This is a genomic window from Sedimenticola selenatireducens, from assembly GCF_963675335.2.
GTDB lineage: Bacteria > Pseudomonadota > Gammaproteobacteria > Chromatiales > Chromatiaceae > Sedimenticola > Sedimenticola selenatireducens.
In genome coordinates this window covers 993,176-1,016,311 of record NZ_CAXXYC010000004.1, presented here as the reverse complement: position 1 = coordinate 1,016,311, position 23,136 = coordinate 993,176, and the positions used below count along the sequence as shown (strand labels likewise).

The following is a 23,136-nucleotide window of genomic DNA, read 5'->3' as shown; positions in this document are numbered from 1 at the left end:
GATTGCCTTGGCTATTCAGAACAACCCTGAGTATTCAGGAGCCCCAGTTTCTTTCATGTGTAGCTTTAGCACTCGCTGTGATACCAGTGAACACAATTACTAACACTAAGGAAATTATCATCTTACAAGAATAATCATCCTCGGTGTAAGCATAACCCTTTTTCCTAAAGCTGTCCCGGTTTTGCATCCCAAAATGGCACTTTAATACGCATTTATTTCACTATTTTCTGTGTGCTTTGATCTGGATCGTTTTTCCCATCACCGATGCAGTCGAATTCTAAAACGCTGTTTGCCGGTTCCGTGGCGGGAGTCCTGTGCCTCTATCTCTACCTCGGTTATCTCATCCGGGATGGTGATGGTGAGTCCACGGGTGAAGGGTTGTTCGTCCACGTGGGGATGGAGGAGTCTCCTTTCACCCAGGATGCTTCCGTCGGGTGCCAGTACCCGCCAGGCGTTGGCATAATGTTCCCAGCCGCTATCGGTATGGCGCAGGGTAACCTGAATATGGTAGCGGCCATGGCCGCTGGCGGTAGCGTTGGCGTCGATAATCTCAACACCGCCGGCGGACAGCAGGCTTGGCAACAGTCCCAACAACAAAGAGATAAGGATATGACGCATTTTTGAACGCTCCGTGAACATGCCGGTCCTACTGCGTTTGATTGACATACAACCATAGCCCGCCTCGGTTGCAATATTGGGGTGATTTATTTTTACCCTGACCATAAGATAGCGCCCTATGTTGACATACCCAAATATTGATCCGGTTCTATTCTCGCTCGGGCCTGTTGCGGTGCACTGGTACGGTGTCATGTATCTGGTGGGGTTCGCCGCGGGCTGGTGGCTGGGCCGCTGGCGCGCCGCCCGTCCGGGTTCCGGTTGGCGGGTGGAACAGGTGGATGACCTGCTGTTCTATATCGCCCTGGGCGTGGTGCTCGGCGGCCGCCTTGGCTACACCCTGTTTTACGGATTCGATGAGTTGTTGCGGGATCCGTTCTCCCTGTTGCGGATCTGGCAGGGCGGCATGTCGTTTCATGGCGGTCTGCTCGGGGTGCTGGTGGCCATGTGGCTGTTCGGGCGTCGTCACGGCAAGGGCTTTTTTCAGTGTACCGACTTTATTGCGCCGTTGATTCCAATCGGCCTGGGTGCGGGACGCATCGGCAACTTTATCAATGGTGAGTTGTGGGGGGCGCCCGCTTCCGTGCCCTGGGCCATGCAGGTCTCCTGTGAACGTTTTGTGGCGCTCTGCGTGGATAAACTGCAGTTGCCCCCGGGGACGCTTATGACCCCGCCCCTGCATCCCAACCAGCTCTATGAGGCCTTGCTGGAAGGGGTGGTGATGTTTGTTATCCTGTGGCTGTTCTCGGCACGTCCCCGACCGGCCATGGCGGTCTCCGGTCTGTTTCTGGTCTGTTACGGGGTGTTCCGCTTTGGCATCGAGTTTGTGCGCATGCCGGATGCCCATATCGGTTATCTGGCTTTTGACTGGGTGACCATGGGACAGCTTCTGACCTTCCCGATGCTGCTGGCCGGTGGCGCCATGATCTGGCTGGCTTTTCGCAACAGAACCATAACGGATTGAATTATGCGTCAATATCTTGATCTCATGCGTCATGTCCTGGAGAACGGTACCCGCAAGGAGGACCGCACCGGAACCGGCACCCTCAGTGTGTTTGGCTATCAGATGCGCTTTGATCTGTCGCAAGGCTTCCCCCTGGTTACCACCAAAAAGGTCCACCTGCGTTCGATAATCCATGAGTTGCTCTGGTTTCTGAAGGGCGAGACCAATATCCGCTACCTGAAGGAGAACGGGGTCAGCATCTGGGATGAGTGGGCGGATGAAAACGGTGATCTGGGGCCGGTATACGGGGCCCAGTGGCGCTCCTGGCCAACCCCCGGTGGCGGTAGTATCGACCAGATCGCCCAGTTGGTGGGGCAGATACGTAACACGCCTGATTCCCGGCGCTTGCTGGTAAGTGCCTGGAACCCGGCGCAGGTGGAGCGGATGGCGTTGCCGCCCTGCCACTGCCTGTTCCAGTTCTACGTGGCGGAGGGCCGGCTGTCGTGCCAGCTGTATCAGCGAAGTGCCGATATTTTTCTGGGTGTCCCGTTCAATATCGCCTCCTATGCGCTTTTGACCCTGATGATTGCCCAGGTGACCGGACTGCAGCCGGGTGAGTTCATTCACACTTTCGGCGACGCCCACCTCTATGCCAATCACCTGGATCAGGTGAAGACCCAGTTGTCCCGGAGCCCATTCCCGCTGCCTGACATGCACCTGAATCCGGACGTCGGCTCGCTGTTTGATTTTGTCTATGATGATTTCTCCCTGCAGCAGTACCAGTGTCATCCCCATATCAAGGCGCCGGTAGCGGTCTGATCCGGCGCCGGCTCGGCCCCGGTGTGGCAGGCGTTTTTATCGATTTAGGAAACCTATACTGGATAGTGTGCCTCTAATCTCTTGAAGCATTGATTCCGGGAGGTGGCAGATGCGCAGCATAGCGACGGTCGGTGTGGCCTCGGGTCAGGCAGGCCAGCATGCCGGGTGCTGGCGCGGGCCCATGGTGTTGCGGAATTCACTTGGTCTGAAACGTTATTGCAATACCCAGGGGTTGCAGCTGGTCTGGCATGCGCTGCTGGAGGCGCATGAGCGGGCCGGTAAACTGGATGCGGTGGCCGCTCTCTGCCGACAAACAGCCCGCTTTGCCTCGGCCTTTGTGCAACAGGGGCAACCTTTCCTGTTTCTCGGGGGTGATCACGCAACCGCCATGGGCGTGTGGCAAGGAACAATGGGGGCCTTGCCCGAAGAGGGACGGCTGGGGCTGATCTGGATCGATGCGCACATGGATGCCCACACCTTTCTGACCACGCCATCGGGTAATGTCCATGGCATGCCGGTCGCCGGCCTGCTGGGTCAGGGGGATCGGCTGTTGACCCGGATCTATGGCGGTACGCGCCATCTGGCACCGGAAAATCTGCTGCTGGTCGGGGTGCGCAGCTTCGAACCGGCTGAGCAACGTCTGCTGGGCCGGCTTGGCGTGCGGGTGATTCCCATGGCTGAGTTGCAGGAGCCGGGGGCACTCCGGCTATGCCTCATTGAGGCCGTGGCCCAATTGTCACGTCAGTCGGATGTTCTCGGTATCAGCATCGATCTGGATGCCGTTGATCCCCGGGATGCCCCGGCAGTCGGTGTGCCGGAACCGGGCGGCATTGCCGGTGCCGAGCTGGTCGAGGCATTGACCGCCATTGCCGGAATCCCCCGGCTGGTGGGGATGGAGATTGCCGAGTTTTGTCCGCGCCATGAGCGTGAAGAGAAGACAGTACAGCTGATCGGTACATTGATCGCCGCGCTCTATGGCGAGAGCAGGGTGCTGTACAGATCCTTCGGGTCGGCCGGTGAAGGCGTCAGTTCCACGTCGTCACCGATGTCCAGGTCACAGGCCAGTTGATAGACCAGCCGTAGCACGGCGTAATCCTCCAGGGCGAAGCCGACCGAGTCAAACAGGGTCACTTCCAGCGGTTCCTCGCGCCCCGGCTTGCTGCCGTTGACCAGCTCCCAGAGTTCGGCGTGTATCGGCGTCTCCTGCGAGAGCTGAATTTCACCCTCCGCCAGGCTTTGTGGCAGATACTCCACCACGATCTTGCACTGCTGCAACAGCGCCGGGTCCAGTTCGGTCTTGCCGGGGCAGTCTCCCCCCATGGCGTGTATATGGCTGCCGGGCCGGATCATGCCAGGCCCGAGCAGCTGGTTATGCAGTCGGGCGGCAGTGGCGGTTATGATCATGTCGGCGTCGACTATGGCCTGGTCGATAGACCGGCAGGGAATCAGGCCGGTGCCCCCGGCCATGTTGCGGGCGAATTTCTGCATGGCCCGGGGATCGGTGTCAAAGTATGAAACCTGTTCTATTGGCAGCACCTGGCGGGTGGCCAGCAGCTGGAATTCCGCCTGGGCGCCGGTACCGATCATGGCCAGGTGACGGCTCTCCGGGCGGGCCAGGTATTTTGCCCCGAGTGCGGTCGTGGCCGCGGTGCGGATAGCAGTCAGCAGGGTCATCTCGCTGAGCATCAGGGGGTAGCCGTTCCGCGCGTCTGCCAGCATGCCCAGGGCAACAATGCTGAGGCGCCCCTCGGCGGTATTTTTCGGGTGTCCGTTGACATACTTGAAGCTGTAGTAGTCATCATCCGCACACGGCATCAGCTCGATCACCCCGTGCGGGTAGTGGGTGGCGTGCCGGGGGGATTTACGGAACTCGTGCCAGCGGCTAAAGGCGGCTTCAAGGGCTGACAGACTCTGCCGGAGAAAATCATCCATCCCGGTGCGCCGGATAATCTGCCTCAGGTGGCTGATGGTGATAAGCCGCATGCCGTCAGTCCCATGTTATCTGCTGTTATTGTACGAACGGCGTGCTACTGCCGTTTAGAGTAAAGCTTAGACCATGGACGTGATATGCTCCCCGGCATGCACAAACAGCCGATCCTTTCACTCATTGCCGCGATGGACGAAAACCGGGTTATCGGTTGCGATAATCGCCTGCCCTGGCGCCTGCCTGCCGACCTGCAACACTTCAAGCGCCTGACCCTGGGCAAGCCGATCGTGATGGGGCGGAAAACCTGGGAATCGCTGCCTGGCCTGCTGCCCGGTCGCACCCATATCGTGATTTCATCCAACCCGGCCTATCGGGCCGAGGGGTGTCTGCTGGTGCACTCGATCGAGCAGGCGCTGGCGGCGGCCGGCGAGGTGGACGAGATCATGGTTGTTGGCGGGGCGAACCTGTACCGTCAACTGTTGCCGAGGGCGGATCGCCTCTATCTGACCCTGGTGCACGCCCGGGTGGCGGGTGACGCCTGGTTTCCCGCCTATGAGACGGAGGCCTGGCATGAACTGGCGCGGGAGGAGCACGGTGCCGATGAGCACAACCCGTTTGCCTATACCTTTCTCACGCTTGAGCGAATGCCTCGCTGATGCAGCTGTAACTGGCTCGGCGCCAGATCCGCCGGGTGAGCGGAACTCTCTTGCCGTTCCACCTTTCAGGGGTCGTCAAGGTTTTTTGTAGCCTCCGCAGGAAACCTGTACCGGTCGCGGTGGCTTTTCCCGGCGGATCTGCAGTGCCGTCAGTTTTCCACCCCACAGGCAACCGGTATCCAGGCACCAACTGTTGTGACTGACATGGTAACCCAGCGTCGACCAGTGGCCGAACAGGATGCGCTGGTCACGGCTGGCGCGGCCGGGCACGGCAAACCAGGGATAGAAATCGGACGGCTGATGGCCCGGCGCCCGTTTCTCCTTCAGCGCCAGGTTGCCCTGGCTGTCACAGAAGCGCAGGCGGGTAAAGCAGTTGATAATGAAGCGGTGGCGTTCCATCCCCTGCAACTCGTTCGACCAGCGGCCGGGCTCATTGCCGTACATCTGCAGACAGAACTCCCTGAGTCCGTCACTCTGCAGTACCGCCTCGACCTCGGCGGCGCACTGCAAGGCGGTTGCCAGGTCCCACTGGGGAGGCAGGCCGGCGTGAATCAGGCTGTAGTTCCGTTCGGAACAGTGATGCATCAGGGGGCGCTGGCGCAGCCACTCCAGCAGGTCGTCCCGGTCTTTTGCCTTCAGCACCTCGCGCAGCGTGTGATCCTTTTCCGCATGCTTCAAGTTGCCCTGCGACATCGCCAGCAGATGCAGGTCATGATTACCCAGCACTACCCTGGCGCCATCCCCCAGGTTTTTCACGAAGCGCAGGGTTTTCAGTGAATCGGGACCCCGATTGACCAGATCTCCGGCGAACCAGAGCATGTCCCGGTCGGGGTTGTATTTGATCTGTTTCAGCAGCTGCATCAGTTCCCTGTAGCAGCCTTGAACATCACCGATGGCATACAGCGCCATATTTAGAACCTATTGTCTATTGGATGAGTTGTAGTTGGCGGTCGTGCAGACGACCCAACAGCAGTTGGGAGAGCAGCGCGCCGATAAGCGCCAGGAACATATCCCATTGGGTATCCCAGACGTCACCCTGGGTGCCGAGAAAGGCCGATGAGGCCTCCTCGCTGACCAGTGCGGTCCACCACTCGATCATTTCATAAAAGGCGGAGAAAGCAAGGCAGATGCTGGTCACCGTCAGCAGCAGCCAGCCATCACGGACCAGTGGAGAGCGTCTCAGCAGTATCTCCCGCGCCAGTATGGCCGGGATAAAACCCTGGGCCAGGTGACCAATACGATCATAGTGGTTGCGTGACAGCTCCAGGCTATCACGTAACCAGTTAAACAGGGGGACCTCGGCATAAGTGTAATAGCCGCCGATGATCAGAATGATCGCGTGTAACGTCAGCAGCCGGTAGAGCAGCGGTGTCAGCGGAAACGCCAGACGTGTTCGTATCACCACTAGCAGTCCCAGCATTACTGGCGCGGTCTCCAGGAACCAGGTGAGTCTGTCGGCTACCGGATCGATCGCACTGAACAGGAGGGACAGGGTGACCAGGACCAGCAGCACGGTCGGTTCATTAATGGCGGCTCGGTGCATGCGGACAAACCCGGTTCGAAACGCTAGTGCAGTATATGGGGCAGGGCCAGAGAAAAGGGGGCGATGATGGCGTCGAATTGTTCACCGGATTCGGTCTGCATCTGGTAACTGCCCTGCATGGTGCCCACCGGCGTAGGAAGTGTGGTGCCGCTGGTGTAACTGAAATCCTCTCCCGGGCGCAGAAAAGGCTGCTGTCCCACCACGCCTTCACCAAACACCTCCTGTACCCCGCCGTCGGCATCGGTGATGAGCCAATGGCGACTGATCAGTCGGGCCGCGGACTCTCCGGTGTTACGGATAGTGATGGTGTAGGCGAACACATAGTGATCCTCCGCCGGGTTGGACTGGCCCTCGACATAGGCGGTGCGAACATCCACTTCTATTCTGTTTTGCGGCGATTTACTCATGGATTGGCGTGTGACTCGATTCTGGGCATGGCAAGAGTTTATCCGAAAAGCGGATCCCGTGGGATAATTATGGCTCTGTCCCAATTATGTGTGGGTGGTGTTTTCGCTTGGCTTGACGATTTGCCCGGTAGGAGCGGCGCCTCGCCGCGAATTCGGCCCGGGGCGGGCCTCCTACAGGTCAAACCCCTCTCCGGCGATCAAGCGTAGCGGTAGGAGTGGCTTCAGCCGTCAATTTCGCGGATAAATCCGCTTCTACAAGAAGGCCACTGCTCATGCAACAGGTAACTGGGACATAGCAATAATTGTGGCAGCTTCAGATAATCGTTGTCCGGTCGCTCAATAAATTATCAGGGATTCTCTCAGGTGAGCGTGGACTATAGGATACCGAGGATGAACAAGCGATCTTTATTCATGCTGTTATGGCTGCTGAACATGTCGGCCTGGGCGGCGGCCGATGCCAATCAACTGCTGCTTGCGGCTGCCGGCCTGGGTCAGGAGCAGCAGATGATGGCGTTGTTGGCTCAGGGTGCGGATGCCAATGCCAAGAATGGCGCTGGACGACCCGCATTGGTATTGGCCGCGTTTAATGGCAATGCCCGCACCGTGAAGGCGTTGCTGGCTGCTGGTGCCGATGTCAACGCCGTGGATGGCGCAGGCAACAGCGCGTTGATGGATGCGTCGGCATTTGGTCATGCGACAGTAGTGGAAGCGCTCATTCATGCGGGCGCCGATGTCAATCTGCGCAACAAGGCGGGGATCGGAGCGCTGAAGCGGGCTAATCTGGGCAAACATTCCAAGGTGATCAAAATACTCGAGGAAGCGGGGGCTACGGAAGAGGGTGGGACTTGAGCTTGTCGGCACTCCTGCGTGCTCCAGGTTTAGCGCAACTGTGCGGCTGTTCCCGTTTTCAATAACCGGCGGAGACGCTGACCGGCTGGTGTGAAGAGCGTCAATTTCAGCCAGGTTGGAATTGGGGCAGAATGCTGTCGGCCCCAGCGTTTCTACTCCCTGAAAGTCTATTACTGCGATGCATCGAGGAGGTGTCGCATGTTCAGAGTCCAGCACCACCGGCGTAAGCCGGATATTCTTTTTATTCTGTATTGCCTGGTAGGCGCGGCTCTGCTGGCGACACTTTCGGTCCCTTTCCATCTGCTTGATCGTTCGGAACCAGTTGATCCGGGTCACTCCCTCAGCGATCAGCAGAGCTGATTTCCGCCCTAAAGATGCCACTGATTGATCAGATGGTTTAGAATCAGCCGGGTTTCAGGTTTGCGGCCTCATGCCGGAACTGTTCTGAATTGAATCTGGGTGATCAATGAGTAATAAATTACGTGTGGGTGTCGTTGGTGTCGGCTATTTGGGGCGTTTTCACGCCCTGATCTATTCCCGAATGGATAACGTGGAGCTGGTCGGTGTGGTCGATACCAATCCGGAGACCGCCGCACGGGTGGCCGGGGAGTGTGCTTGCAGTGCCTTTGAGCGTAGTAGCGATCTGCTGGGGAAGGTCGATGCGGTGAGTATTGTGGTGCCCACCACGGCCCATCTTGATGAGGCGCGGCCGTTCCTGCAAGCGGGCGTGCACATGCTGCTGGAAAAGCCAATCGCCTCCACGGTCGAGGACGGGGCTGAGATAGTCCGGTTGGCCGAGGCCGCCGGTGTCATCCTTCAGATAGGCCATCTGGAACGTTTTAATGCCGGCGTTATGGCGCTGGCGGAACGCATCAACCGGCCCCGCTTTATCGAAGCCCACCGGATGGGCGGTTTTGTGGAGCGCGCCACCGATGTGGATGTGGTGTCTGATCTGATGATTCACGATATCGATATCATTCTCTCGCTGGTGAAATCGGAGATTACCGCTATTTCTGCGGTGGGTACGCCTGTGTTGACCGCCCATGTGGATATCGCCAATGCCCGTCTTGAATTCGCCAATGGTACCGTTGCCAACGTGATCGCCAGTCGCGTCTCGGAAAAGCGCATGCGCCGTATCCGGGTGTTTGAGGAAAACCGCTATGAATCACTCGATTTTATCGACCAGCGCATCGAGACCGCCTATCCCAAGCCGCGACCCGGTGAGGCCTGGCCGGAAGTGGTAATGGAGCGTCTGGACATCGAGCCGGTCAAGCCGCTGGACGCTGAACTGGCGGCCTTTGCGGAGAGCGCCATCTCTGGTAATCCTCCTCTGGTGGATGGACATGTCGGACTTGAGGCGCTGGATGTGGCCATGCGGGTCAAGAGTGAAATTATGGGACGCCTCGGCGCCTAAGCCCTCTAATACCGATTATTTTCTCTCCAGGGAGTCAATCGATACCCCGTCAAGGCGGGTGCAACTGGACAGAAATCACCCTTATTACAGAACTATTGGAATATACAATGACACAGCAAACAGCGTCCCAGGGTGTGCCCTATCTCAGTCTGCAACAGGAGTTCCAGTCGTTGCGGGAGGAGTGGTTCAGCCGCATTGAGGCAATCGGGGCCGGAGGGGCCTTTATCCTTGGTCCCAATGTGCGTGCCTTTGAGCAGGAGGCCGCGGCCTATATCGGCAGTGAGTTTGCCGTGGCGGTGGCCAACGGTACCGATGCGCTGGTACTCTCGTTGCGCGCCCTGGACATTGGCCCGGGTGATGAGGTGATTACCTCACCGTTTACATTTTTTGCCACAGCCGAGGCCATCTCGATTGTCGGGGCGACCCCGGTTTTTGCTGATATCGATGAGTCGAGCTTCAATCTCGACCCCAACAGTGTGGCCGCCAGGATCAACGCGAAAACCAAAGCGATATTGCCGGTACATATTTTCGGTAATCCGGCGGATATGGGGGCGTTGAATCAGTTGGCACAGCAGCATGGGTTGAAAGTCATTGAGGACGGTGCCCAGGCGTTTGGTGCGCGCTGTGGCGAGACTGTCGTGGGCAGTCTGGGGGACAGTGGCTGTTTCAGTTTCTATCCCACCAAGGTGTTGGGCTGCTATGGCGATGGGGGGCTGATCAGCACCAGTGATGCAACGTTCAGGGAGCGTCTGCTGAAGTTGCGAAATCATGGCGCAACCGCCCCCTTTACCCACGATGAACTGGGTTACAACAGCCGCCTGGATGAGGTTCAGGCTGCCCTGTTGCGTATAAAGCTGGATAAACTGGAGCAGGATATCGCCGCTCGTGCCCGGGTGGCCGACTGGTATGATGTGCGCCTCTCAAAGCTGGATCTGGTCACGCCGGTGCGCCCCGCCCAGGGTCGCCATGCCTTCAATCTCTATACTATCAGGCATCCCCGCCGCGACGTGTTGCGGGCTCACTTGAACGAGCACAAGATCGGCAACAGCCAGTGCTATCCACTGGGGCTGCATCTGCAGCAGATCTACGCGGATCTGGGCTATCGGCCGGGGGACCTGCCGGTGGTGGATCGTGTCTGTGGGGAGACTCTGTCGCTACCGATATTCCCGGCGATGACAGAAGCCCAGGTTGATGCCGTCTGTGAGCGGATCGAGGAAATCTGAAACAGTGCCGGCCGCATCGGGCGGCCGGCGTCTGGACCTGGTTGGGTCGATTGTCTGCCGGTGCGGGTCAAACCGCGTCGGCGGCTGGCTTAATCGTCATCCATGTCCATATCGATATCCAGGTCATCATCCAGGTCGGAATCGTCAATCTCATCCAGATCCGGCTTTGCCGGTGCCGTGGACTGGGGTGTCAGTTCCACTTGCTTCAGACGCATCGAGGCGCGCGGCGTAAACTCTTTTTTGGCCTTTTTGTAGCCCGCATTGAGCGAACTGATCAATTCGGATTCATCCTTGCCAAGCTCCCGCAGCTTCTGCTCAACAATACCCGCCTGAAATTCGAGGATCTTGTTGCGGTTCAATGAGTAGAGATAAACGGTGTTCGTATTGCCTGTTTCCATGCTCGGGTCGCGCAGTACCGGTGAGCTTTTCGTACCAGCTTCAAGATAGCCGTGCCAATAATTCGTTTTGCTCATTTCTTCCCCGCTTTATGCAAACTTTTCCCAGGCGGAGCCGGAATGGAACCGCCCGATTACCGACGATGACTTCCCGGTTCGGCAGGGGGCTGGCGGACCGGAGACGGCCTGATATTATTTTAAAAACAGGAATTCGACAATAGTTTCCGCTGCGAAGTTCATGGCGTTTTTGAGGGCTGTTTTTTCGACCGGGGAGAGCCTTTTTCGAGCCCTGCAACCGGGTTTGCGAAACAGGTTAATACTCTTGAAGAACGAGGTCGGTGAAGAGTGCGTTTCGCTCCTGTTCGGAAGCCGCCTCGACGGCATTGTCCACCAGTTCCCGGGTCAGGTGGGAGGCAAACAGCTCGATGAAATCGTAATGATATGCCCGCAGGAACAGACCGGGCCTGAAGCCGAGTCTTGTGGTGCTTGGGGGGAACAGGTGGGTGGCATCGAGGGAACAGAGATCCTTGTCCTGCTCGGGGCTATAGGCCATCTTCGCCAGGATACCAATACCGATGCCCAGCCTGACATAGGTCTTGATGACATCGGCGTCCGTCGCGGTGAACACCACGTTCGGCTCCAGGTCATGCCGACGGAAGGCCTTGTCAAGCTGGGAGCGTCCGGTAAAACCGAATACATAGGTGACGATCGGGTATTCCGCCACCGCCTCCAGTGTCAGTGGGTCGACATCTCTTAGCGGGTGGTCGCAAGGGGTGATGATGGTGCGATTCCAGTGATAGCAAGGCATCATGATGAGATTGCCGAAGTCCACTGTCGCCTCCGTGGCGATAGCGAAATCGACGCCACCGCCAGCGGCCATTTCGGAAATCTGCTCCGGGTTGCCCTGGTGCATCTGCAGGTCGACTTGCGGATAGCGTGCGCGAAACGCCTTGATCACCGGGGGCAGCACATAGCGGGCCTGGGTGTGGGTGGTGGCGATGGAGAGGCTGCCGGCACGAGGATCACTGAATTCACTGGCGACATCACGGATTGAGTCAACTTCCCTTAATACCGCTTCAGCACGGCTGATAATAGCCTTGCCGGCATCGGTTATCCCGGTCAGTTGACGGCCGGTACGCTCAAAAATGGTCACACCCAACTCCTCTTCCAGCAGGCGTATCTGCTTGCTGATCCCCGGTTGGGAGGTGAATAGCCGCTCGGCCGCCGCAGTAATGTTCAAGTCATTCTGCGCCACTGCCAGCAGAAAGCGGAGCTGTTGTAGTTTCATAATGGGCCTAATATATAGAATGATTCGTATTACCGTTATAACAATCAACTATTTCTATAGACGGAAAAGTTATTTTGATGTATTGTCTCGCCGCGCTATAGTTTTATGCAAGCACATCCAGGGGCGGTTGAAGCCGTCTCCGCATGGGTGCAGAAACTATTAACATTGTAGGAAGCTTTATCAATGGGCGCATTACAGCGAGTAAGTGAATCTGCAAGAAATGGTTCCGTATTGGCCACCCTCGGTTTTGATGAGGATGGTTTCCTGTGTGATGCGGAGTCCTGGGATGATCAGTTGGCGGAACGGTTGGCCGAATTGGAAGGGGTAGCTCCCTTGCAGGCAGCCCACTGGCGCGTGATCCGATTTGTACGTGATCGCTACCTGCGCCTTGGCGCCATCCCTCCCATGCGCCGTATATGCCGTAGTAGTGAGCTTTCAAGGACAGAGGTCAAAAGCCTGTTTGGAGGGTGTCTCCAGGTCTGGCGGATCGCCGGCTTGCCCAATCCGGGCGAAGAGGCCAGGGCCTACTTGAGCTAATTCAGGATCTTCTGTCCGGCTTCGGGCCAGACAGTCTGCCGGAAGGCAATGTCAGTTTTAAGGGGCTACCCTTTTACCGTGTTATACCTCCCTTTGCCCGGCTAGTCCGGGCGTTTTTTTGTAAGTGTGTTTTGGGGTTTATCTGGGTAGGGGCGGCGCCCCGCTGCGAATGCGGTCCGCCGGCGGCGCGGGCAGGCGCGAGCGGGTCAAGTACCTCCGGCGGTTAATTGTTGTGGCTGGCAGGCTGAGGGTCTACCCGTTTGCTTCTTTACTTACCTGCTTGTGGCGGCCAGGGTCAGCTGGTGGGCGGCCTTGATAGCCGCCTGCAGACTGCCGATGTCGGCCGTGCCGGTGCCGGCGAGATCCAGGGCAGTCCCATGATCAACCGAGGTGCGGATGATCGGCAGGCCGAGGGTGATGTTGACAGCGTTACCAAATCCCAGGTGCTTCAGTACCGGTAATCCCTGATCGTGATACATGGCCAGGACCGCATCCGCCTGTTTCAGATAGTGGGTTGTGAAGAGCGTGTCCGCAGGCAGTGGTCCTTCCAGCCGCATCCCCTCTTGGCGGAACTGCTCCAGGACCGGGCTGATGGTGTTGATCTCCTCCATGCCAAGATGTCCTCCCTCACCCGCGTGTGGATTGAGTCCACAGACCAGTATTCTGGGGTTGGCTATGGCGAAGCGGCGGGTCAGGTCCTGGTGCAGGATTCTGATCACCTGGGCCAGCGATGCCCGGGTAATAGCGGAGCTGACATCCTTCAGCGGCAGATGGGTGGTGGCCAGTGCCACTCGCAGACCTGGACAGGCCAGCATCATCACCGGGAAAGCGTTGGTCAGCTGCGCCAGAAATTCGGTATGGCCTGAGAAGGCAATACCCGAGTCGTTGATTACGCCCTTGTGGATGGGACCGGTTACCAGTGCGCTGAAACTGTCGTCCATGCAGCCCCGGGTTGCCTGGGTCAGGGTCTCCAGCACGTAGCGGGCGTTGGCCGGATTCAGCACGCCGGGTTGGGCTGGCTCGATGAGTTCTACCGGAAGAACGCTGATACTGCCGGCTTCCCGCGTTGCCGACAGCCCGGATCTATAAGGATTAATCCTGAGCGGGAGAGACAGTTGTGCGGCACGATCAGTCAGCAGTTGCGGTGAGCAGATGGCCACCAGCGGATAGTCGCGCCTGTCTTGCGCCAATTGCACGCAAAGGTCGGGGCCTATTCCAGCGGGTTCGCCCGGGGTGAATGCGAGCGGGCGTGGCATGCTCAATTTAACCGTTCTCCTCAGGAATCGCTGATACGGATGTCAATAAAGGCTTCGTCCCTGAGGCGGCGCAGGTAGAGTTCACTCTCTTCGGCGGTCTTGCGGTCGCTGATAGCCTTCCTGGCTTCGGCTTTCTGAACCTCGCTGGTGCTGTCATGATCGCGGCGCTCCAGCAGTTGGGCCAGGTGCCAGCCATATTCGGTACGGAACGGCTCGGTCAACTCCCCAGGGGCAAGTTTGGCAATCTCCTCTTCAAACCGGGGCAACAGTACGCCGGGGGTGGTCCAGCCCAGATCCCCCCCCTTGATAGCGGAGGATTTGTCGTCGGAGTGGGAGCGGGCCAGGGCGCTGAAGTCATCTCCGCCCAGAATACGCAGGCGCAGCTGTTCCAGTCGCGTGCGGGCGTCGTTATTGGAGGTTACCTCGTTGGTACTAATCAGGATATGCCGGACATGGCTCTGGGTGACGATCTTGCGATCGCCTCCTTTATAGTCGTTCAGTTTGATGATGTGATAGCCGCTGGCGGTGCGTATCGGGTCACTGATCTCCCCGCGTTGCATATTGATCACCAGGTCGACGAAAATGGTGGGCAGCTGATTGGCCGGACGCCAACCCAGATCGCCCCCTTCAAGCGCCTGTCGTCCATCGGATTCAGTGATGGCAAGATCGGCAAAGTCGGCGCCACCACGCAGGGAACGCACGATCGACTCGGCCTGCTGACGCGCGCTCTCCATCTGTTCCGGTGAGGCGGCTTCAGGGGTGGCGATCAGGATGTGCTGCAGATGATAAGCCGAGCGCTCCCCCAGATTGCTGGCCTGACGTGCGAGATAGGTTTCTACCTCCTGATCAGTGACCCGGATGCGTCGACGTACTTCCTGGTCCAGCAGTTGCTTCAGGGTAATCTCTTCCTGGATATTCCGGCGGAAGCCGCTGAAACTGATACCCTCATCTTCCAGTGCGCGGCGGAATTCGGACAGATTCAGATTGTTGTTCTGGGCGATGTTGTTGATGGCCTGGGCCACGATATCTTCGCTGACTTTGATACCTGCCCGCGCTGCTGCCTCCAGCTGCAGCTTTTTCAGTATCAGTCGGTCCAATACCTGTTTTTCAATAATCGCCTGGGGTGGGAGGCGTTGGCCCTGCTGCCGCAGTTGCGTGACAATTTTTATTATTTCGTTGTCCAGTTCACTGCGAACTATGATGTCGTCGTTGACCACGGCAATGATTTCATCAACCGGCTCGACCTGTTGGCTGCGGACAATGGTAGGCCATCCCAGGAATATGATCAGGCTCAGGAGCAGAAGCCCCAGCTCTTTTAACAGGGTCTTTCTAGTGGTCATTAATGTGTCAGTCAGTTGTCAGTGCGATAGCCCAGGATACCGCGTTCCAGGAATTGATCAATCTTGTCACCGAGGCTGGTAAGCCCCTTCAGCTCCAGTTGCAGGAACAGCGCAAGGTTACCCTCGGCATTGGCGTCGGAGCGGTAGTCGCGGACGACAAAGCGGCTGACCCAGCAGCAGCTTTCATACTCGATACCGGCAAAGGTCTCCATGCTCTTTTTATGCAGCAGCGAGTAGTTCCAGCGTCCGACGGCATGCAGCTGGTGGGTGATCGGCCAGCGTGCCGAAAGGTCGGTCTGCTCGATTGTCCCATCGGTAAAGCGATAAGTCAGGTTCAGAATACGCTGTTTATCATCCAGGTAGTGGATGCCGAAGGCGTTTTTCTCCGTGGCGTCGACGTCGGCGTGCGGGTTCCACTGTACGCCGGCCTGGGCGCGCCAGTTCCGGGTCAGCTTGGCGGACACCTCGGCGACAATCGATGAGCTGTCCTCGTTGGTGACGGCTCCACTGGAGAGGAGCTGCACATCCCGGTCCCTGAAGTAGAATATCTGACCGATACTGGCACGGAAGAGTTCCTCGCCGGTTGTGGTACTCAGGCCGCGGGTAGTAAGGGCGGTGGTCAACTGGTTGGCGTCACCCACCTTGTCGGTGCCACTGAATCGGTTCTCCCGGAACAGATTGGCAAAGCTGAAGTCCAGATCGGCTGTATCGAAATCCGGCAGATCACTCTGATCCTCTTCCGGGATATAGAGATAGAACAGACGCGGCTCCAGCGTATGGGTAATGGCATTGCCAAACCAGTTGCCGGCACGGTCAAAATAGAGCCCGCTATCCAGGCTGAATGTCGGCAGGGTGCGGTCTGGACTGTCACTCAACCCGGCCGTCTGATTCTCCAGGCTGTAGCGGGTGTGGCGCAGGCTCAGCTTCGGTGTCAGGAAGCCCCAGGGACGGCGCATGGGCAGGCTGATGCCGGGCTGCAGATCGAACCGCTCGCCCTTCACCTTGCTATCCAAGCTGTGGCCGAAATGGACATATTCGGTACGGAGGTGGTAGGTCAGACCCATTGCCTGATCCGGCCTCTCCAGATTAAGCAGCAGCTGGGGAAGTCGGCTGTAGGGGCGATCACTGACGGCAATGGTGTTGTCGATGGTCTGGTACTGCTGGGCGCGGCCGAGGAAGCTCCAGCCACTGCCGTAGTAGCGTATGTCGCCGCGCCGCTCCTGGTGTTTTGCGCTGGTGGCCGCCAGGCTGTTGCCCAGGTCATCGATGTAATCGTTATCGGAGACGTAATTGAGGTTGATATCGTAGCTCCAACGCGGCGCCGGGGTCCCGTTCAGCAGCATGTTGGCCGCGCCGCGGGTATCGCTCTCTCCGGGCCCCTGTTCGCTGTCGCTCGGCAGCAGTTCCGCGCGGATCTCTCCCTGGTTGTTTTCCGTCAGATAGCGGAATTCACCCCCCAGCAGGATACCGCGCTTGCTCATGATGCGGGGCGTGAAGGTGGCATCCATATTGGGCGCGATATTGAAATAGTAGGGGATGGCGATATCTGCCCCGGAATTCGTGGAGCTGCCGATGGTGGGCGGCAGAAAACCGGACTTTCTCCGGTCGTCGATCGGAAAGCTGACGTAGGGGAGATAGATAAAGGGTACGCCTTTGAAGCGCAGCTTGGCGTTGTGGGCCACCCCCACGCCAGTCGATTGGTCGATCTCCAGTTCCTTCGCTTCCACTTGCCAGCCATTGTTTCCCGGTGGACAGGTGGTGTAGCGGACGTCGTCGTAGCGCGATTGATCCGCGTTCAGCAGCTCCGCCGTGCTGGCGGTGCCCCGTGCTACCGGATCGGTCAGGCGGAACTCGGTCTGCGTCGCAGTGCCCTGCTTGGATTCCAGGTTGTAATGCATGGTGCTGCCGGTGACGCGCAGTCCTGGCTGTTCCAGGTAGACATTGCCGTCCGCATCCAGGGTATTGGCCCCCTTCAGGTAAGTGGCGTGGTCTGCCTCCAGTCGATCATTGCCCTGTTCAATCTGCACATTGCCAAAAAACTCCGTGCGGTCTTCACGGCGGTAAAGGTCGGCTGCATCCGCCTCGATTCGGGTGTCATAGTCTGTGACCGGCATAATAGTCCCCACGCCGGAAGCGCCTCTGGTGCCGCACTGATTCCAGTTGAGACCACGGTCGATACGTGCCGCGGCACTGCTCGCGGTCGCTGTGGAATGGGGTGGGGTGACTGCTGGCGGTTGTTCGACGGCCGGCTCAGTGACCGGCTCGGGTTCAGCGACCGGCTCAGGTTCAGCGACCGGCTCGGGCTCAGCGACCGGCTCAGGTTCAGCGACCGGCTCGGGCTCAGCGACCGGCTCGGGCTCAGCGACCGGCTCGGGCTCAGCGACCGGCTCGGGCTCAGCGACCGGCTCGGGCTCAGCGACCGGCTCGGGCTCAGCGACCGGCTCGGGCTCAGCGACCGGCTCAGGCTCAGCGACCGGCTCAGGCTCAGCGACCGGCTCGGGCTCAGCGACCGGCTCAGGTTCAGCGACCGGCTCGGGTTCAGCCACCGGCTCGGGTTCAGCCACCGGCTCGGGCTCGGCTACAGGTGCGGGTGTCTCTGCCAAGGGCCGGGTGACGGCGCCGGCCTGGTCGGCATCTGGCCCGGGTACATCGCCGCTATCCGGGGTCCCTGGGGCAGTTTTTTCCTGGCTAACCGGCTCTGATGGAACGGGCTCACCGTCCTGAAAACACTCCCAACCGCCGTTACTGGATGCGCGACAATCCCATTTTGACGCGGCTTGGGCGGTAGGGACCAACAGCAATCCACTGATGGCAAGCGGTAGCATCCTTCGTATTCCAGGCACGGCAATTCTCTAATTGTTTTTGATTGGTTGGGTCGGTACGGGCCTTTTCCGCCTTATCGTACCCTGTACCGCCGCCCCTGGCGGTCCGCTCCAGCGTCTCTCATACGAGAAGCCATGGCAACAACCGCATAAAATCGCATAGAATCGCTTTTTCTTCAATGGCCGCAACTGCTTCAACACTCCGTTCTGCATGCCTGGGTGAGTGTGAAGGATGGCCCGCTGCAGTACGGAACCGGTGATGCCCAAGAGAGAACAAGCCCTGATCCAATGGTTGACTGAACGGGTCGGTCTGCGGGATTTCCGCATTGAGCCGGCTTCGGATGATGCCAGTTTTCGTCGCTATTTCCGCATTACCCTGGCCGACGGTGGCACCCGGATTGCCATGGATGCCCCGCCCGAACAGGAAGATTGTGCACCGTTTCTGCGCATTGCCGAACAGCTGGGCGCGGTCGGTTTGCATGTGCCGATAATCCATGCCGCCGATCCGCTGCAGGGCTTTATCCTGCTGGAGGATCTGGGCACGGTTCACTACCTGGACCGGTTGAACGGTGAAACCGTGGACCGGCTCTATGGTGACGCCCTGGCTGCCCTGGCGGTGATTCAGTCGGTGGGGCCACGCGAGAGTCTGCCGCTCTACGATGAGGCGTTGCTGCGGCGGGAGATGGCGCTGTTTCCCGACTGGCTGCTGGGTCGTCATCTCGGTCTGGAACTGGACGATAGCGAGCAGACGATGCTGGCAGGCTGTTTTGACCTGTTGGTTGCCAGCGCTTTGGAGCAGCCCCGGGCCTGTGTACATCGGGATTATCACAGTCGCAATCTGTTGGTCAGCGCATCGCCCAGTCCCGGGATACTCGATTTTCAGGATGCGGTGGCAGGGCCGGTGACCTATGACCTGGTCTCGCTACTCAAGGATTGTTATATCGCCTGGCCGACACCACGGGTGCAAGAGTGGGCGATGGGGTATTTTGAGCTGGCGGTCCAATCGGGTGTGTTACAGCCGCCGCATGAGGCGCAGTTCCTGCGCTGGTTCGACCTGATGGGCGTGCAGCGGCATCTGAAGGCGAGCGGCATATTTGCCCGCCTCAATCACCGCGACGGCAAGCCGGGTTACCTGGGGGATATTCCCCGGACCCTGGGTTATATCGTCGAAGTGGCCGGTCGCTATCCAGAACTGGCCGGGCTGGGGCAGTTGATTGAACAGCGGCTGCTGCCGCGGTTATCAACCACATAGGCTGCGGTTGGGGATAAGTCTTTCAGGCTGAGTTTTTCTTCATGACTGGAACGGGACTGTTTGGATATTCCCGGCTTTTTGACAAGGGATTTTCATTTCAATTGGCGATGAAGAGATGTGCGTGTGTTGCCCTAAGTTATTACATCCTGTTCCCTGAGCAATGCCACAAATGCATCGGCAGGAACCGGTCTACTGTAAAGGAAACCTTGCCCTTGGTCACACTGCTGGGCATGTAAAAAATCACGTTGCTGCGCCGTCTCGATACCTTCGGCGATGACACTCAAGCCGAGGCTTTTACCGAGAGCGATAATCGCACATGCGATCGCTTCATCTTCGGCGTTGGGTATGCCGCGCACGAATGACTGGTCGATCTTCAGTTTGTCGATAGGCATACGCTTCAGATAGCTAAGTGAGGAGTAACCGGTACCAAAGTCGTCGATAGCGAGTTTCACGTCGAGAGACTTCAGTGCTGTCAGTAGATCAATCGCATCGTCAGCATGTCCCATGATAAAACCTTCCGTCACCTCCAGCTCAAGACAGGCAGGAGAGAGTCCGGTTTCCGCCAGAGCCGCTTGCACACTGCGGATAAATTCGGGACGTACCTGAGGGCCGGCGACGTTGACGGCGATGCGCCGGAAACCGGAATCACCGGCACACCAGCTTACTGCCTGCTTGCAGGCCGTCCGGAGCACCCACTCGCCGAGAGGGATGATGAGCCCGGACTCCTCCGCCAGAGGGATGAAGTCGGCCGGTGAGACCATACCCAGCTCTGGGTGTTCCCACCTGACCAGTGCTTCGGCCCCGATAATCCGTCCTGTCTGCAGATGGATCTGTGGCTGGTAGTGCAGCTGAAACTGTTCTTTATCCACACCACGCCGCAATTGGGCTAACAGTGACATGCGCTCGTAGGCGCGATTGGTGAGGTCCTGGGTGTAGAACTGGTAGCGAGCCCGGCCAAGATCCTTGGCACGGTGCATGGCGGTATCGGCGTTGCGGAGTAAAACCTCGGCATCAATGCCGTTCTCGGGGTAGAGGCTGATACCGATGCTAGTATTGGCGAACAGTTCCTGACCGCTGATAGTGAATGGCAGATTGGCGTTGCTCAACAGATTCTGTGCGACCTCCGCAGCTTGTTGCGCACCGCTGATGTGCTCCAGCAGGACAGCAAACTCATCGCCACCTACCCGTGCCACGAAGCCCTGATCCGGCGACTCCTCCAACAGTCGGCTGGCAAATGACTTGAGCAACTCATCGCCCACCAGGTGGCCGAGACTGTCGTTGACATCCTTGAAGTGGTCTATATCGAGTAACAGCAGAGCCATCGGTGCGCTGCTGAATTTGGCATGGTGAATGGCTTGTTGCAGTTGCAACTGAAGTAGTCGCCGGTTGGGCAGGTCGGTCAACGGGTCATGATGTGCCAGATAGTCCAGCCGGTCCTCGGTACTGCGTAGCGCTGTCAGGTCAGAGAGCACGCCCACGTAGTGTGAGGGTTTACCCCCTGGGCTAGGTACGGCGCTAATGGTCAGGCGCGCCGGGAACACCTCGCCATTTTTTCGTCGATCCCAAATCTCGTTACTCCATAGGCCATCGCGCAGTAGCACCGCCCACATGGAGCGATAGAAATCGGCATCGTGCCGATCGGACTTGATGAGACTGGGTTTGTGGCCAATGGCCTCTTCGCGACTGTAACCGGTGATCTCAGTGTAGGCTCGGTTGACGTCCAGAATTAACCCTTTAGCGTCGGTAATGGTGACGCCCTCCACAGTATTATCGAACACCAGTGCCGCTTGACGTAGCCGCTGTTCATAATCCTCACGGCGAATAGCGGCACCGAGGCTATCGGCCGCGATCTGCAGCAGGTGGACCTGTTCCGGATCCCAGTCCCGTTGGGTACAGCAGTCGAAACCGATCATACCCCACCAGTTGTTATCCACCCGGATCGGCACCACCAACAGGGACAGGATGTCCTGTGATCTGAGCAGTGCCTGCTCGGTTTCCGGAAAGTCAGCAATATCCCCCAGAACCACCTCGCCAGCCTGCAGCAGGGTGACCCAACGGGCCAGGCCGGCCTCCAGATAGGACAAGTTCTGCAGTTCGGGGTTGTCGATCTGCGGGGTAATGTCTTTTGCGCACCACTCGTGGAGCTGGCTGGCGAGCAAGCTGCCATCATTCGCGGTGTGATTTCTGAACAGGTATACCCGATCTACCCGGGTTGCCTCTCCCAGTACCTGCAGTACCTCGGACATGGCCGGTGCATAGCGCTCGGTCTGCAGCAACAGCCGGGCCACCCGCTGTAGTGCAATGAGGATGGCGTCACGCCACTCTAACGCTTGCCGGGTGTGATAAAAATCACTCCGGTCCTCGATCAGGGCAATCATACCGGTCACCTCACTATTGGCATTTAGCAAGGGTGCGCCGGAGGCGCGTATATAGACCTTGGAGCCATCTTTGCGTAGGCGCAGGCCCTCAATGCCCATAACCGTTTCCCCTTCCCCGACTGGCTGGTAATGTTTGGCATCATTGGCCTGCATGTGGGGTGGGAAGCTGCCGAGCACTTCGTCCCGGTTCCATCCAAAAATCTTCTCGGCGGCTGGGTTCCAGTTCGTCAGCTTCCCTTCATGATCTACGACCATGATAGCCATGGGCGCCGCTTCGATCAGGTCAGCTAGACGCCTTCCAGAGGCCTCGAGAGAGCGGTTGCTAAAGGTGAGCTCATTAGCCAGTTGGGCCATCTCTGCCTTGCGTCGCAATACGACGAACAGGTACAGGCTGGTTATCGTGGAAAACAGCAGCCCCACCGCCAGCAGGATATCGGAGGTATGGCTGTGATAGCGTTCCAGAAACTCGGGTGTGGCGTAGAAATGCAGTACCCAGCTTCTCCCCGGCACCTCCAGGGGTACCTGTTGTTGTAGCCGCTGCCGGTCGGCCCCGGTGTCATCGGTTGGCCGGGAGAACTGACGGTACAACCTGATTCGATCCTGCGGTACGGTAGCGTCATACAGCTCGAAATCAAGCCCCGTGTGAGTCATCCCGGACATTGCCTCCTCAACCAGATCCTCTATGCGAAACAGACCAGTCATGAAACCGCGCAGTGACTCGCGCCGCTGTGCAATGGTCATCTGCGATGGCTCGCTCTGGTAGACCGGGACATGAACCGCGATGGTGAGTTGGCCGTTCGTATTCTGCGCTGGTGTAAACGGTTCGGAAAAGAGCAATTCACCGCTGTCCCGCGCAGATGCCAGCAGTGGCACCCTGAGTGGCTGGGAGGCGATGTCGAGACCAAGTGCCGCCTCATTACCCGTCAGGGGCGCGATATAGTGAATCGGGTAATATTCAGTACGCACCATTGCCGGGGCTGTCCCGCTGGCCGTGCGATCGATAATCTGAAAGCCGCGTAGTCCGGTCGCCCGTGCGGCCTGCTCGAAGGTCTCGCGTTCCGCATGACTGATCCGTGGTATCCACAGCAAAGCCTGCAGTTGGGGGGTTTTGGTTAGAGCCGGTGCGACGAAAGCTTGAAACTCCTGTGGATCGATATTTTTGGAAGCGGCATGCAGGCGGTGCAGTGAGTCGACAATCTGGATACTGGCATCGATCCCTGCCTGTAAGGCAGTCGCATGCTCCTCCGCCCAGCTCGCCAGCTCCCGCTGCATGGAGATGTGTTCCTCATCATGCACCTGCAGGTAAAGGATCAGCGTCAGGATTACCCCCGATACCAGTACCACTAACGAGCTGGGTAGTTGCGTGCTCGCCCACTTCTCTGAAACGGTCCGTATCCGTGAGGTAGTTTCACTCAATAGCCACATCCTGATAGCGCCAGTAGGAATTTAGTAGGTATCTGAATATAACCAAG

At 58.3% G+C, this 23,136-nt stretch carries 22 protein-coding genes; 11 read left to right on the top strand and 11 right to left on the bottom strand.

Going from position 1 to position 23,136, the window contains the following annotated elements; genetic code table 11:
- Nucleotides 1-258: 258 nt before the first annotated feature.
- A complete protein-coding gene (locus ACHZBF_RS15940; RefSeq protein ID WP_394707584.1) occupies nucleotides 259-666 on the bottom strand; it encodes a hypothetical protein in 408 nt (135 codons plus the stop codon).
- Nucleotides 667-736: 70 nt separating this feature from the next.
- Here ACHZBF_RS15940 and lgt point away from each other — a divergent pair, with 70 nt between their 5' ends.
- The 3 genes from lgt to ACHZBF_RS15925 all read left to right on the top strand — a co-directional run bounded on the left by lgt (nucleotide 737) and on the right by ACHZBF_RS15925 (nucleotide 3,446).
- Nucleotides 737-1,579, top strand: coding sequence for a prolipoprotein diacylglyceryl transferase (gene lgt, locus ACHZBF_RS15935; RefSeq protein WP_029134731.1), 843 nt, complete (start codon nucleotides 737-739; stop codon nucleotides 1,577-1,579).
- Between the two features lie 3 nt (nucleotides 1,580-1,582).
- Nucleotides 1,583-2,377 carry a thymidylate synthase gene (locus tag ACHZBF_RS15930; RefSeq protein WP_029134732.1) on the top strand — a complete coding sequence of 265 codons (795 nt, stop codon included), beginning with the start codon at nucleotides 1,583-1,585 and terminating at the stop codon, nucleotides 2,375-2,377.
- 109 nt (nucleotides 2,378-2,486) lie between these two features.
- Nucleotides 2,487-3,446 carry an arginase gene (locus ACHZBF_RS15925; protein WP_321528974.1) on the top strand — a complete coding sequence of 320 codons (960 nt, stop codon included), beginning with the start codon at nucleotides 2,487-2,489 and terminating at the stop codon, nucleotides 3,444-3,446.
- On the opposite strand, the gene ACHZBF_RS15920 is transcribed toward ACHZBF_RS15925, so the two are convergent.
- Nucleotides 3,350-4,360, bottom strand: a complete 1,011-nt coding sequence (locus tag ACHZBF_RS15920; RefSeq protein WP_029134733.1) for an ornithine cyclodeaminase — start codon at nucleotides 4,358-4,360, stop codon at nucleotides 3,350-3,352. The genes ACHZBF_RS15925 and ACHZBF_RS15920 overlap by 97 nt on opposite strands.
- A gap of 96 nt (nucleotides 4,361-4,456) precedes the next feature.
- On the opposite strand from ACHZBF_RS15920, the gene folA reads away from it, so the two are divergent.
- Nucleotides 4,457-4,960, top strand: a complete 504-nt coding sequence (gene folA / locus ACHZBF_RS15915; protein ID WP_321528973.1) for a type 3 dihydrofolate reductase — start codon at nucleotides 4,457-4,459, stop codon at nucleotides 4,958-4,960.
- A gap of 75 nt (nucleotides 4,961-5,035) precedes the next feature.
- Here folA and ACHZBF_RS15910 read toward each other — a convergent pair whose 3' ends face one another.
- From ACHZBF_RS15910 to apaG, 3 genes are read right to left on the bottom strand one after another with little or no spacing between them, the layout of a single operon-like run.
- The gene (locus ACHZBF_RS15910) at nucleotides 5,036-5,869 is read right to left on the bottom strand and encodes a symmetrical bis(5'-nucleosyl)-tetraphosphatase (RefSeq protein WP_029134735.1); all 834 of its coding nucleotides are present in this window, start codon (nucleotides 5,867-5,869) and stop codon (nucleotides 5,036-5,038) included.
- Nucleotides 5,870-5,885: 16 nt separating this feature from the next.
- Nucleotides 5,886-6,503: a DUF2238 domain-containing protein gene (locus ACHZBF_RS15905; protein WP_029134736.1), complete on the bottom strand. Its 618-nt coding sequence runs from the start codon at nucleotides 6,501-6,503 to the stop codon at nucleotides 5,886-5,888.
- Nucleotides 6,504-6,526: 23 nt separating this feature from the next.
- A complete protein-coding gene (gene apaG / locus ACHZBF_RS15900) occupies nucleotides 6,527-6,910 on the bottom strand; it encodes a Co2+/Mg2+ efflux protein ApaG (protein WP_029134737.1) in 384 nt (127 codons plus the stop codon).
- A gap of 390 nt (nucleotides 6,911-7,300) precedes the next feature.
- Between apaG and ACHZBF_RS15895 the strand changes: the two genes are divergently transcribed.
- The 4 genes from ACHZBF_RS15895 (at nucleotide 7,301) to ACHZBF_RS15880 (ending at nucleotide 10,396) form a co-directional block, all read left to right on the top strand.
- Nucleotides 7,301-7,759, top strand: coding sequence for an ankyrin repeat domain-containing protein (locus ACHZBF_RS15895; RefSeq protein ID WP_321528972.1), 459 nt, complete (start codon nucleotides 7,301-7,303; stop codon nucleotides 7,757-7,759).
- 198 nt (nucleotides 7,760-7,957) lie between these two features.
- Nucleotides 7,958-8,119 (top strand): hypothetical protein, encoded by a 162-nt coding sequence (locus tag ACHZBF_RS15890; protein WP_321528971.1) that lies wholly within the window; start codon nucleotides 7,958-7,960, stop codon nucleotides 8,117-8,119.
- 106 nt (nucleotides 8,120-8,225) lie between these two features.
- Entirely contained in the window at nucleotides 8,226-9,173 is a 948-nt protein-coding gene (locus ACHZBF_RS15885; RefSeq protein ID WP_029134738.1) for a Gfo/Idh/MocA family protein, read from the top strand.
- Between the two features lie 107 nt (nucleotides 9,174-9,280).
- On the top strand, nucleotides 9,281-10,396 hold the full coding sequence (locus ACHZBF_RS15880; protein WP_321528970.1) for a DegT/DnrJ/EryC1/StrS family aminotransferase: 1,116 nt from the start codon (nucleotides 9,281-9,283) through the stop codon (nucleotides 10,394-10,396).
- An 89-nt stretch (nucleotides 10,397-10,485) separates the two neighbouring features.
- Here ACHZBF_RS15880 and ACHZBF_RS15875 read toward each other — a convergent pair whose 3' ends face one another.
- Together ACHZBF_RS15875 and cysB are read right to left on the bottom strand one after the other, a co-directional pair.
- A complete protein-coding gene (locus tag ACHZBF_RS15875) occupies nucleotides 10,486-10,869 on the bottom strand; it encodes a hypothetical protein (RefSeq protein WP_029134740.1) in 384 nt (127 codons plus the stop codon).
- Between the two features lie 235 nt (nucleotides 10,870-11,104).
- Nucleotides 11,105-12,079: an HTH-type transcriptional regulator CysB gene (gene cysB / locus ACHZBF_RS15870; protein ID WP_273440071.1), complete on the bottom strand. Its 975-nt coding sequence runs from the start codon at nucleotides 12,077-12,079 to the stop codon at nucleotides 11,105-11,107.
- Between the two features lie 183 nt (nucleotides 12,080-12,262).
- On the opposite strand from cysB, the gene ACHZBF_RS15865 reads away from it, so the two are divergent.
- Nucleotides 12,263-12,616: a TusE/DsrC/DsvC family sulfur relay protein gene (locus ACHZBF_RS15865; protein ID WP_273440068.1), complete on the top strand. Its 354-nt coding sequence runs from the start codon at nucleotides 12,263-12,265 to the stop codon at nucleotides 12,614-12,616.
- 272 nt (nucleotides 12,617-12,888) lie between these two features.
- Here the strand turns inward: ACHZBF_RS15865 and pdxA are convergent, their stop codons facing one another.
- From pdxA to ACHZBF_RS15850, 3 genes are read right to left on the bottom strand one after another with little or no spacing between them, the layout of a single operon-like run.
- Entirely contained in the window at nucleotides 12,889-13,872 is a 984-nt protein-coding gene (pdxA, locus tag ACHZBF_RS15860) for a 4-hydroxythreonine-4-phosphate dehydrogenase PdxA (protein ID WP_321528969.1), read from the bottom strand.
- 20 nt (nucleotides 13,873-13,892) lie between these two features.
- Nucleotides 13,893-15,212 (bottom strand): peptidylprolyl isomerase, encoded by a 1,320-nt coding sequence (locus tag ACHZBF_RS15855; protein ID WP_321528968.1) that lies wholly within the window; start codon nucleotides 15,210-15,212, stop codon nucleotides 13,893-13,895.
- A gap of 11 nt (nucleotides 15,213-15,223) precedes the next feature.
- On the bottom strand, nucleotides 15,224-17,326 hold the full coding sequence (locus ACHZBF_RS15850; protein WP_321528967.1) for an LPS-assembly protein LptD: 2,103 nt from the start codon (nucleotides 17,324-17,326) through the stop codon (nucleotides 15,224-15,226).
- Between the two features lie 120 nt (nucleotides 17,327-17,446).
- Between ACHZBF_RS15850 and ACHZBF_RS15845 the strand changes: the two genes are divergently transcribed.
- A complete protein-coding gene (locus ACHZBF_RS15845) occupies nucleotides 17,447-17,914 on the top strand; it encodes a hypothetical protein (RefSeq protein ID WP_321528966.1) in 468 nt (155 codons plus the stop codon).
- Between the two features lie 379 nt (nucleotides 17,915-18,293).
- On the top strand, nucleotides 18,294-19,286 hold the full coding sequence (locus ACHZBF_RS15840) for an aminoglycoside phosphotransferase family protein (RefSeq protein ID WP_321528965.1): 993 nt from the start codon (nucleotides 18,294-18,296) through the stop codon (nucleotides 19,284-19,286).
- 131 nt (nucleotides 19,287-19,417) lie between these two features.
- On the opposite strand, the gene ACHZBF_RS15835 is transcribed toward ACHZBF_RS15840, so the two are convergent.
- Nucleotides 19,418-23,080 carry a bifunctional diguanylate cyclase/phosphodiesterase gene (locus ACHZBF_RS15835; RefSeq protein ID WP_321528964.1) on the bottom strand — a complete coding sequence of 1,221 codons (3,663 nt, stop codon included), beginning with the start codon at nucleotides 23,078-23,080 and terminating at the stop codon, nucleotides 19,418-19,420.
- Nucleotides 23,081-23,136: the final 56 nt, after the last annotated feature.

What these genes read in the sequence shown, in the direction of transcription:
- ACHZBF_RS15920 (WP_029134733.1), bottom strand. Translation starts at nt 4,360, where the DNA reads ATGCGGCTTATCACCATCAGCCACCTGAGGCAGATTATCCGGCGCACC.
- ACHZBF_RS15910 (WP_029134735.1), bottom strand. Translation starts at nt 5,869, where the DNA reads ATGGCGCTGTATGCCATCGGTGATGTTCAAGGCTGCTACAGGGAACTG.
- pdxA (WP_321528969.1), bottom strand. Translation starts at nt 13,872, where the DNA reads ATGCCACGCCCGCTCGCATTCACCCCGGGCGAACCCGCTGGAATAGGC.
- ACHZBF_RS15865 (WP_273440068.1), top strand. Translation starts at nt 12,263, where the DNA reads ATGGGCGCATTACAGCGAGTAAGTGAATCTGCAAGAAATGGTTCCGTA.
- ACHZBF_RS15875 (WP_029134740.1), bottom strand. Translation starts at nt 10,869, where the DNA reads ATGAGCAAAACGAATTATTGGCACGGCTATCTTGAAGCTGGTACGAAA.
- ACHZBF_RS15880 (WP_321528970.1), top strand. Translation starts at nt 9,281, where the DNA reads ATGACACAGCAAACAGCGTCCCAGGGTGTGCCCTATCTCAGTCTGCAA.
- ACHZBF_RS15905 (WP_029134736.1), bottom strand. Translation starts at nt 6,503, where the DNA reads ATGCACCGAGCCGCCATTAATGAACCGACCGTGCTGCTGGTCCTGGTC.
- ACHZBF_RS15925 (WP_321528974.1), top strand. Translation starts at nt 2,487, where the DNA reads ATGCGCAGCATAGCGACGGTCGGTGTGGCCTCGGGTCAGGCAGGCCAG.
- ACHZBF_RS15885 (WP_029134738.1), top strand. Translation starts at nt 8,226, where the DNA reads ATGAGTAATAAATTACGTGTGGGTGTCGTTGGTGTCGGCTATTTGGGG.
- apaG (WP_029134737.1), bottom strand. Translation starts at nt 6,910, where the DNA reads ATGAGTAAATCGCCGCAAAACAGAATAGAAGTGGATGTTCGCACCGCC.
- ACHZBF_RS15930 (WP_029134732.1), top strand. Translation starts at nt 1,583, where the DNA reads ATGCGTCAATATCTTGATCTCATGCGTCATGTCCTGGAGAACGGTACC.
- folA (WP_321528973.1), top strand. Translation starts at nt 4,457, where the DNA reads ATGCACAAACAGCCGATCCTTTCACTCATTGCCGCGATGGACGAAAAC.
- ACHZBF_RS15940 (WP_394707584.1), bottom strand. Translation starts at nt 666, where the DNA reads ATGTCAATCAAACGCAGTAGGACCGGCATGTTCACGGAGCGTTCAAAA.
- ACHZBF_RS15840 (WP_321528965.1), top strand. Translation starts at nt 18,294, where the DNA reads ATGCCCAAGAGAGAACAAGCCCTGATCCAATGGTTGACTGAACGGGTC.
- ACHZBF_RS15895 (WP_321528972.1), top strand. Translation starts at nt 7,301, where the DNA reads ATGAACAAGCGATCTTTATTCATGCTGTTATGGCTGCTGAACATGTCG.
- ACHZBF_RS15890 (WP_321528971.1), top strand. Translation starts at nt 7,958, where the DNA reads ATGTTCAGAGTCCAGCACCACCGGCGTAAGCCGGATATTCTTTTTATT.
- cysB (WP_273440071.1), bottom strand. Translation starts at nt 12,079, where the DNA reads ATGAAACTACAACAGCTCCGCTTTCTGCTGGCAGTGGCGCAGAATGAC.
- ACHZBF_RS15855 (WP_321528968.1), bottom strand. Translation starts at nt 15,212, where the DNA reads ATGACCACTAGAAAGACCCTGTTAAAAGAGCTGGGGCTTCTGCTCCTG.
- ACHZBF_RS15850 (WP_321528967.1), bottom strand. Translation starts at nt 17,326, where the DNA reads ATGCCGGTCACAGACTATGACACCCGAATCGAGGCGGATGCAGCCGAC.
- lgt (WP_029134731.1), top strand. Translation starts at nt 737, where the DNA reads ATGTTGACATACCCAAATATTGATCCGGTTCTATTCTCGCTCGGGCCT.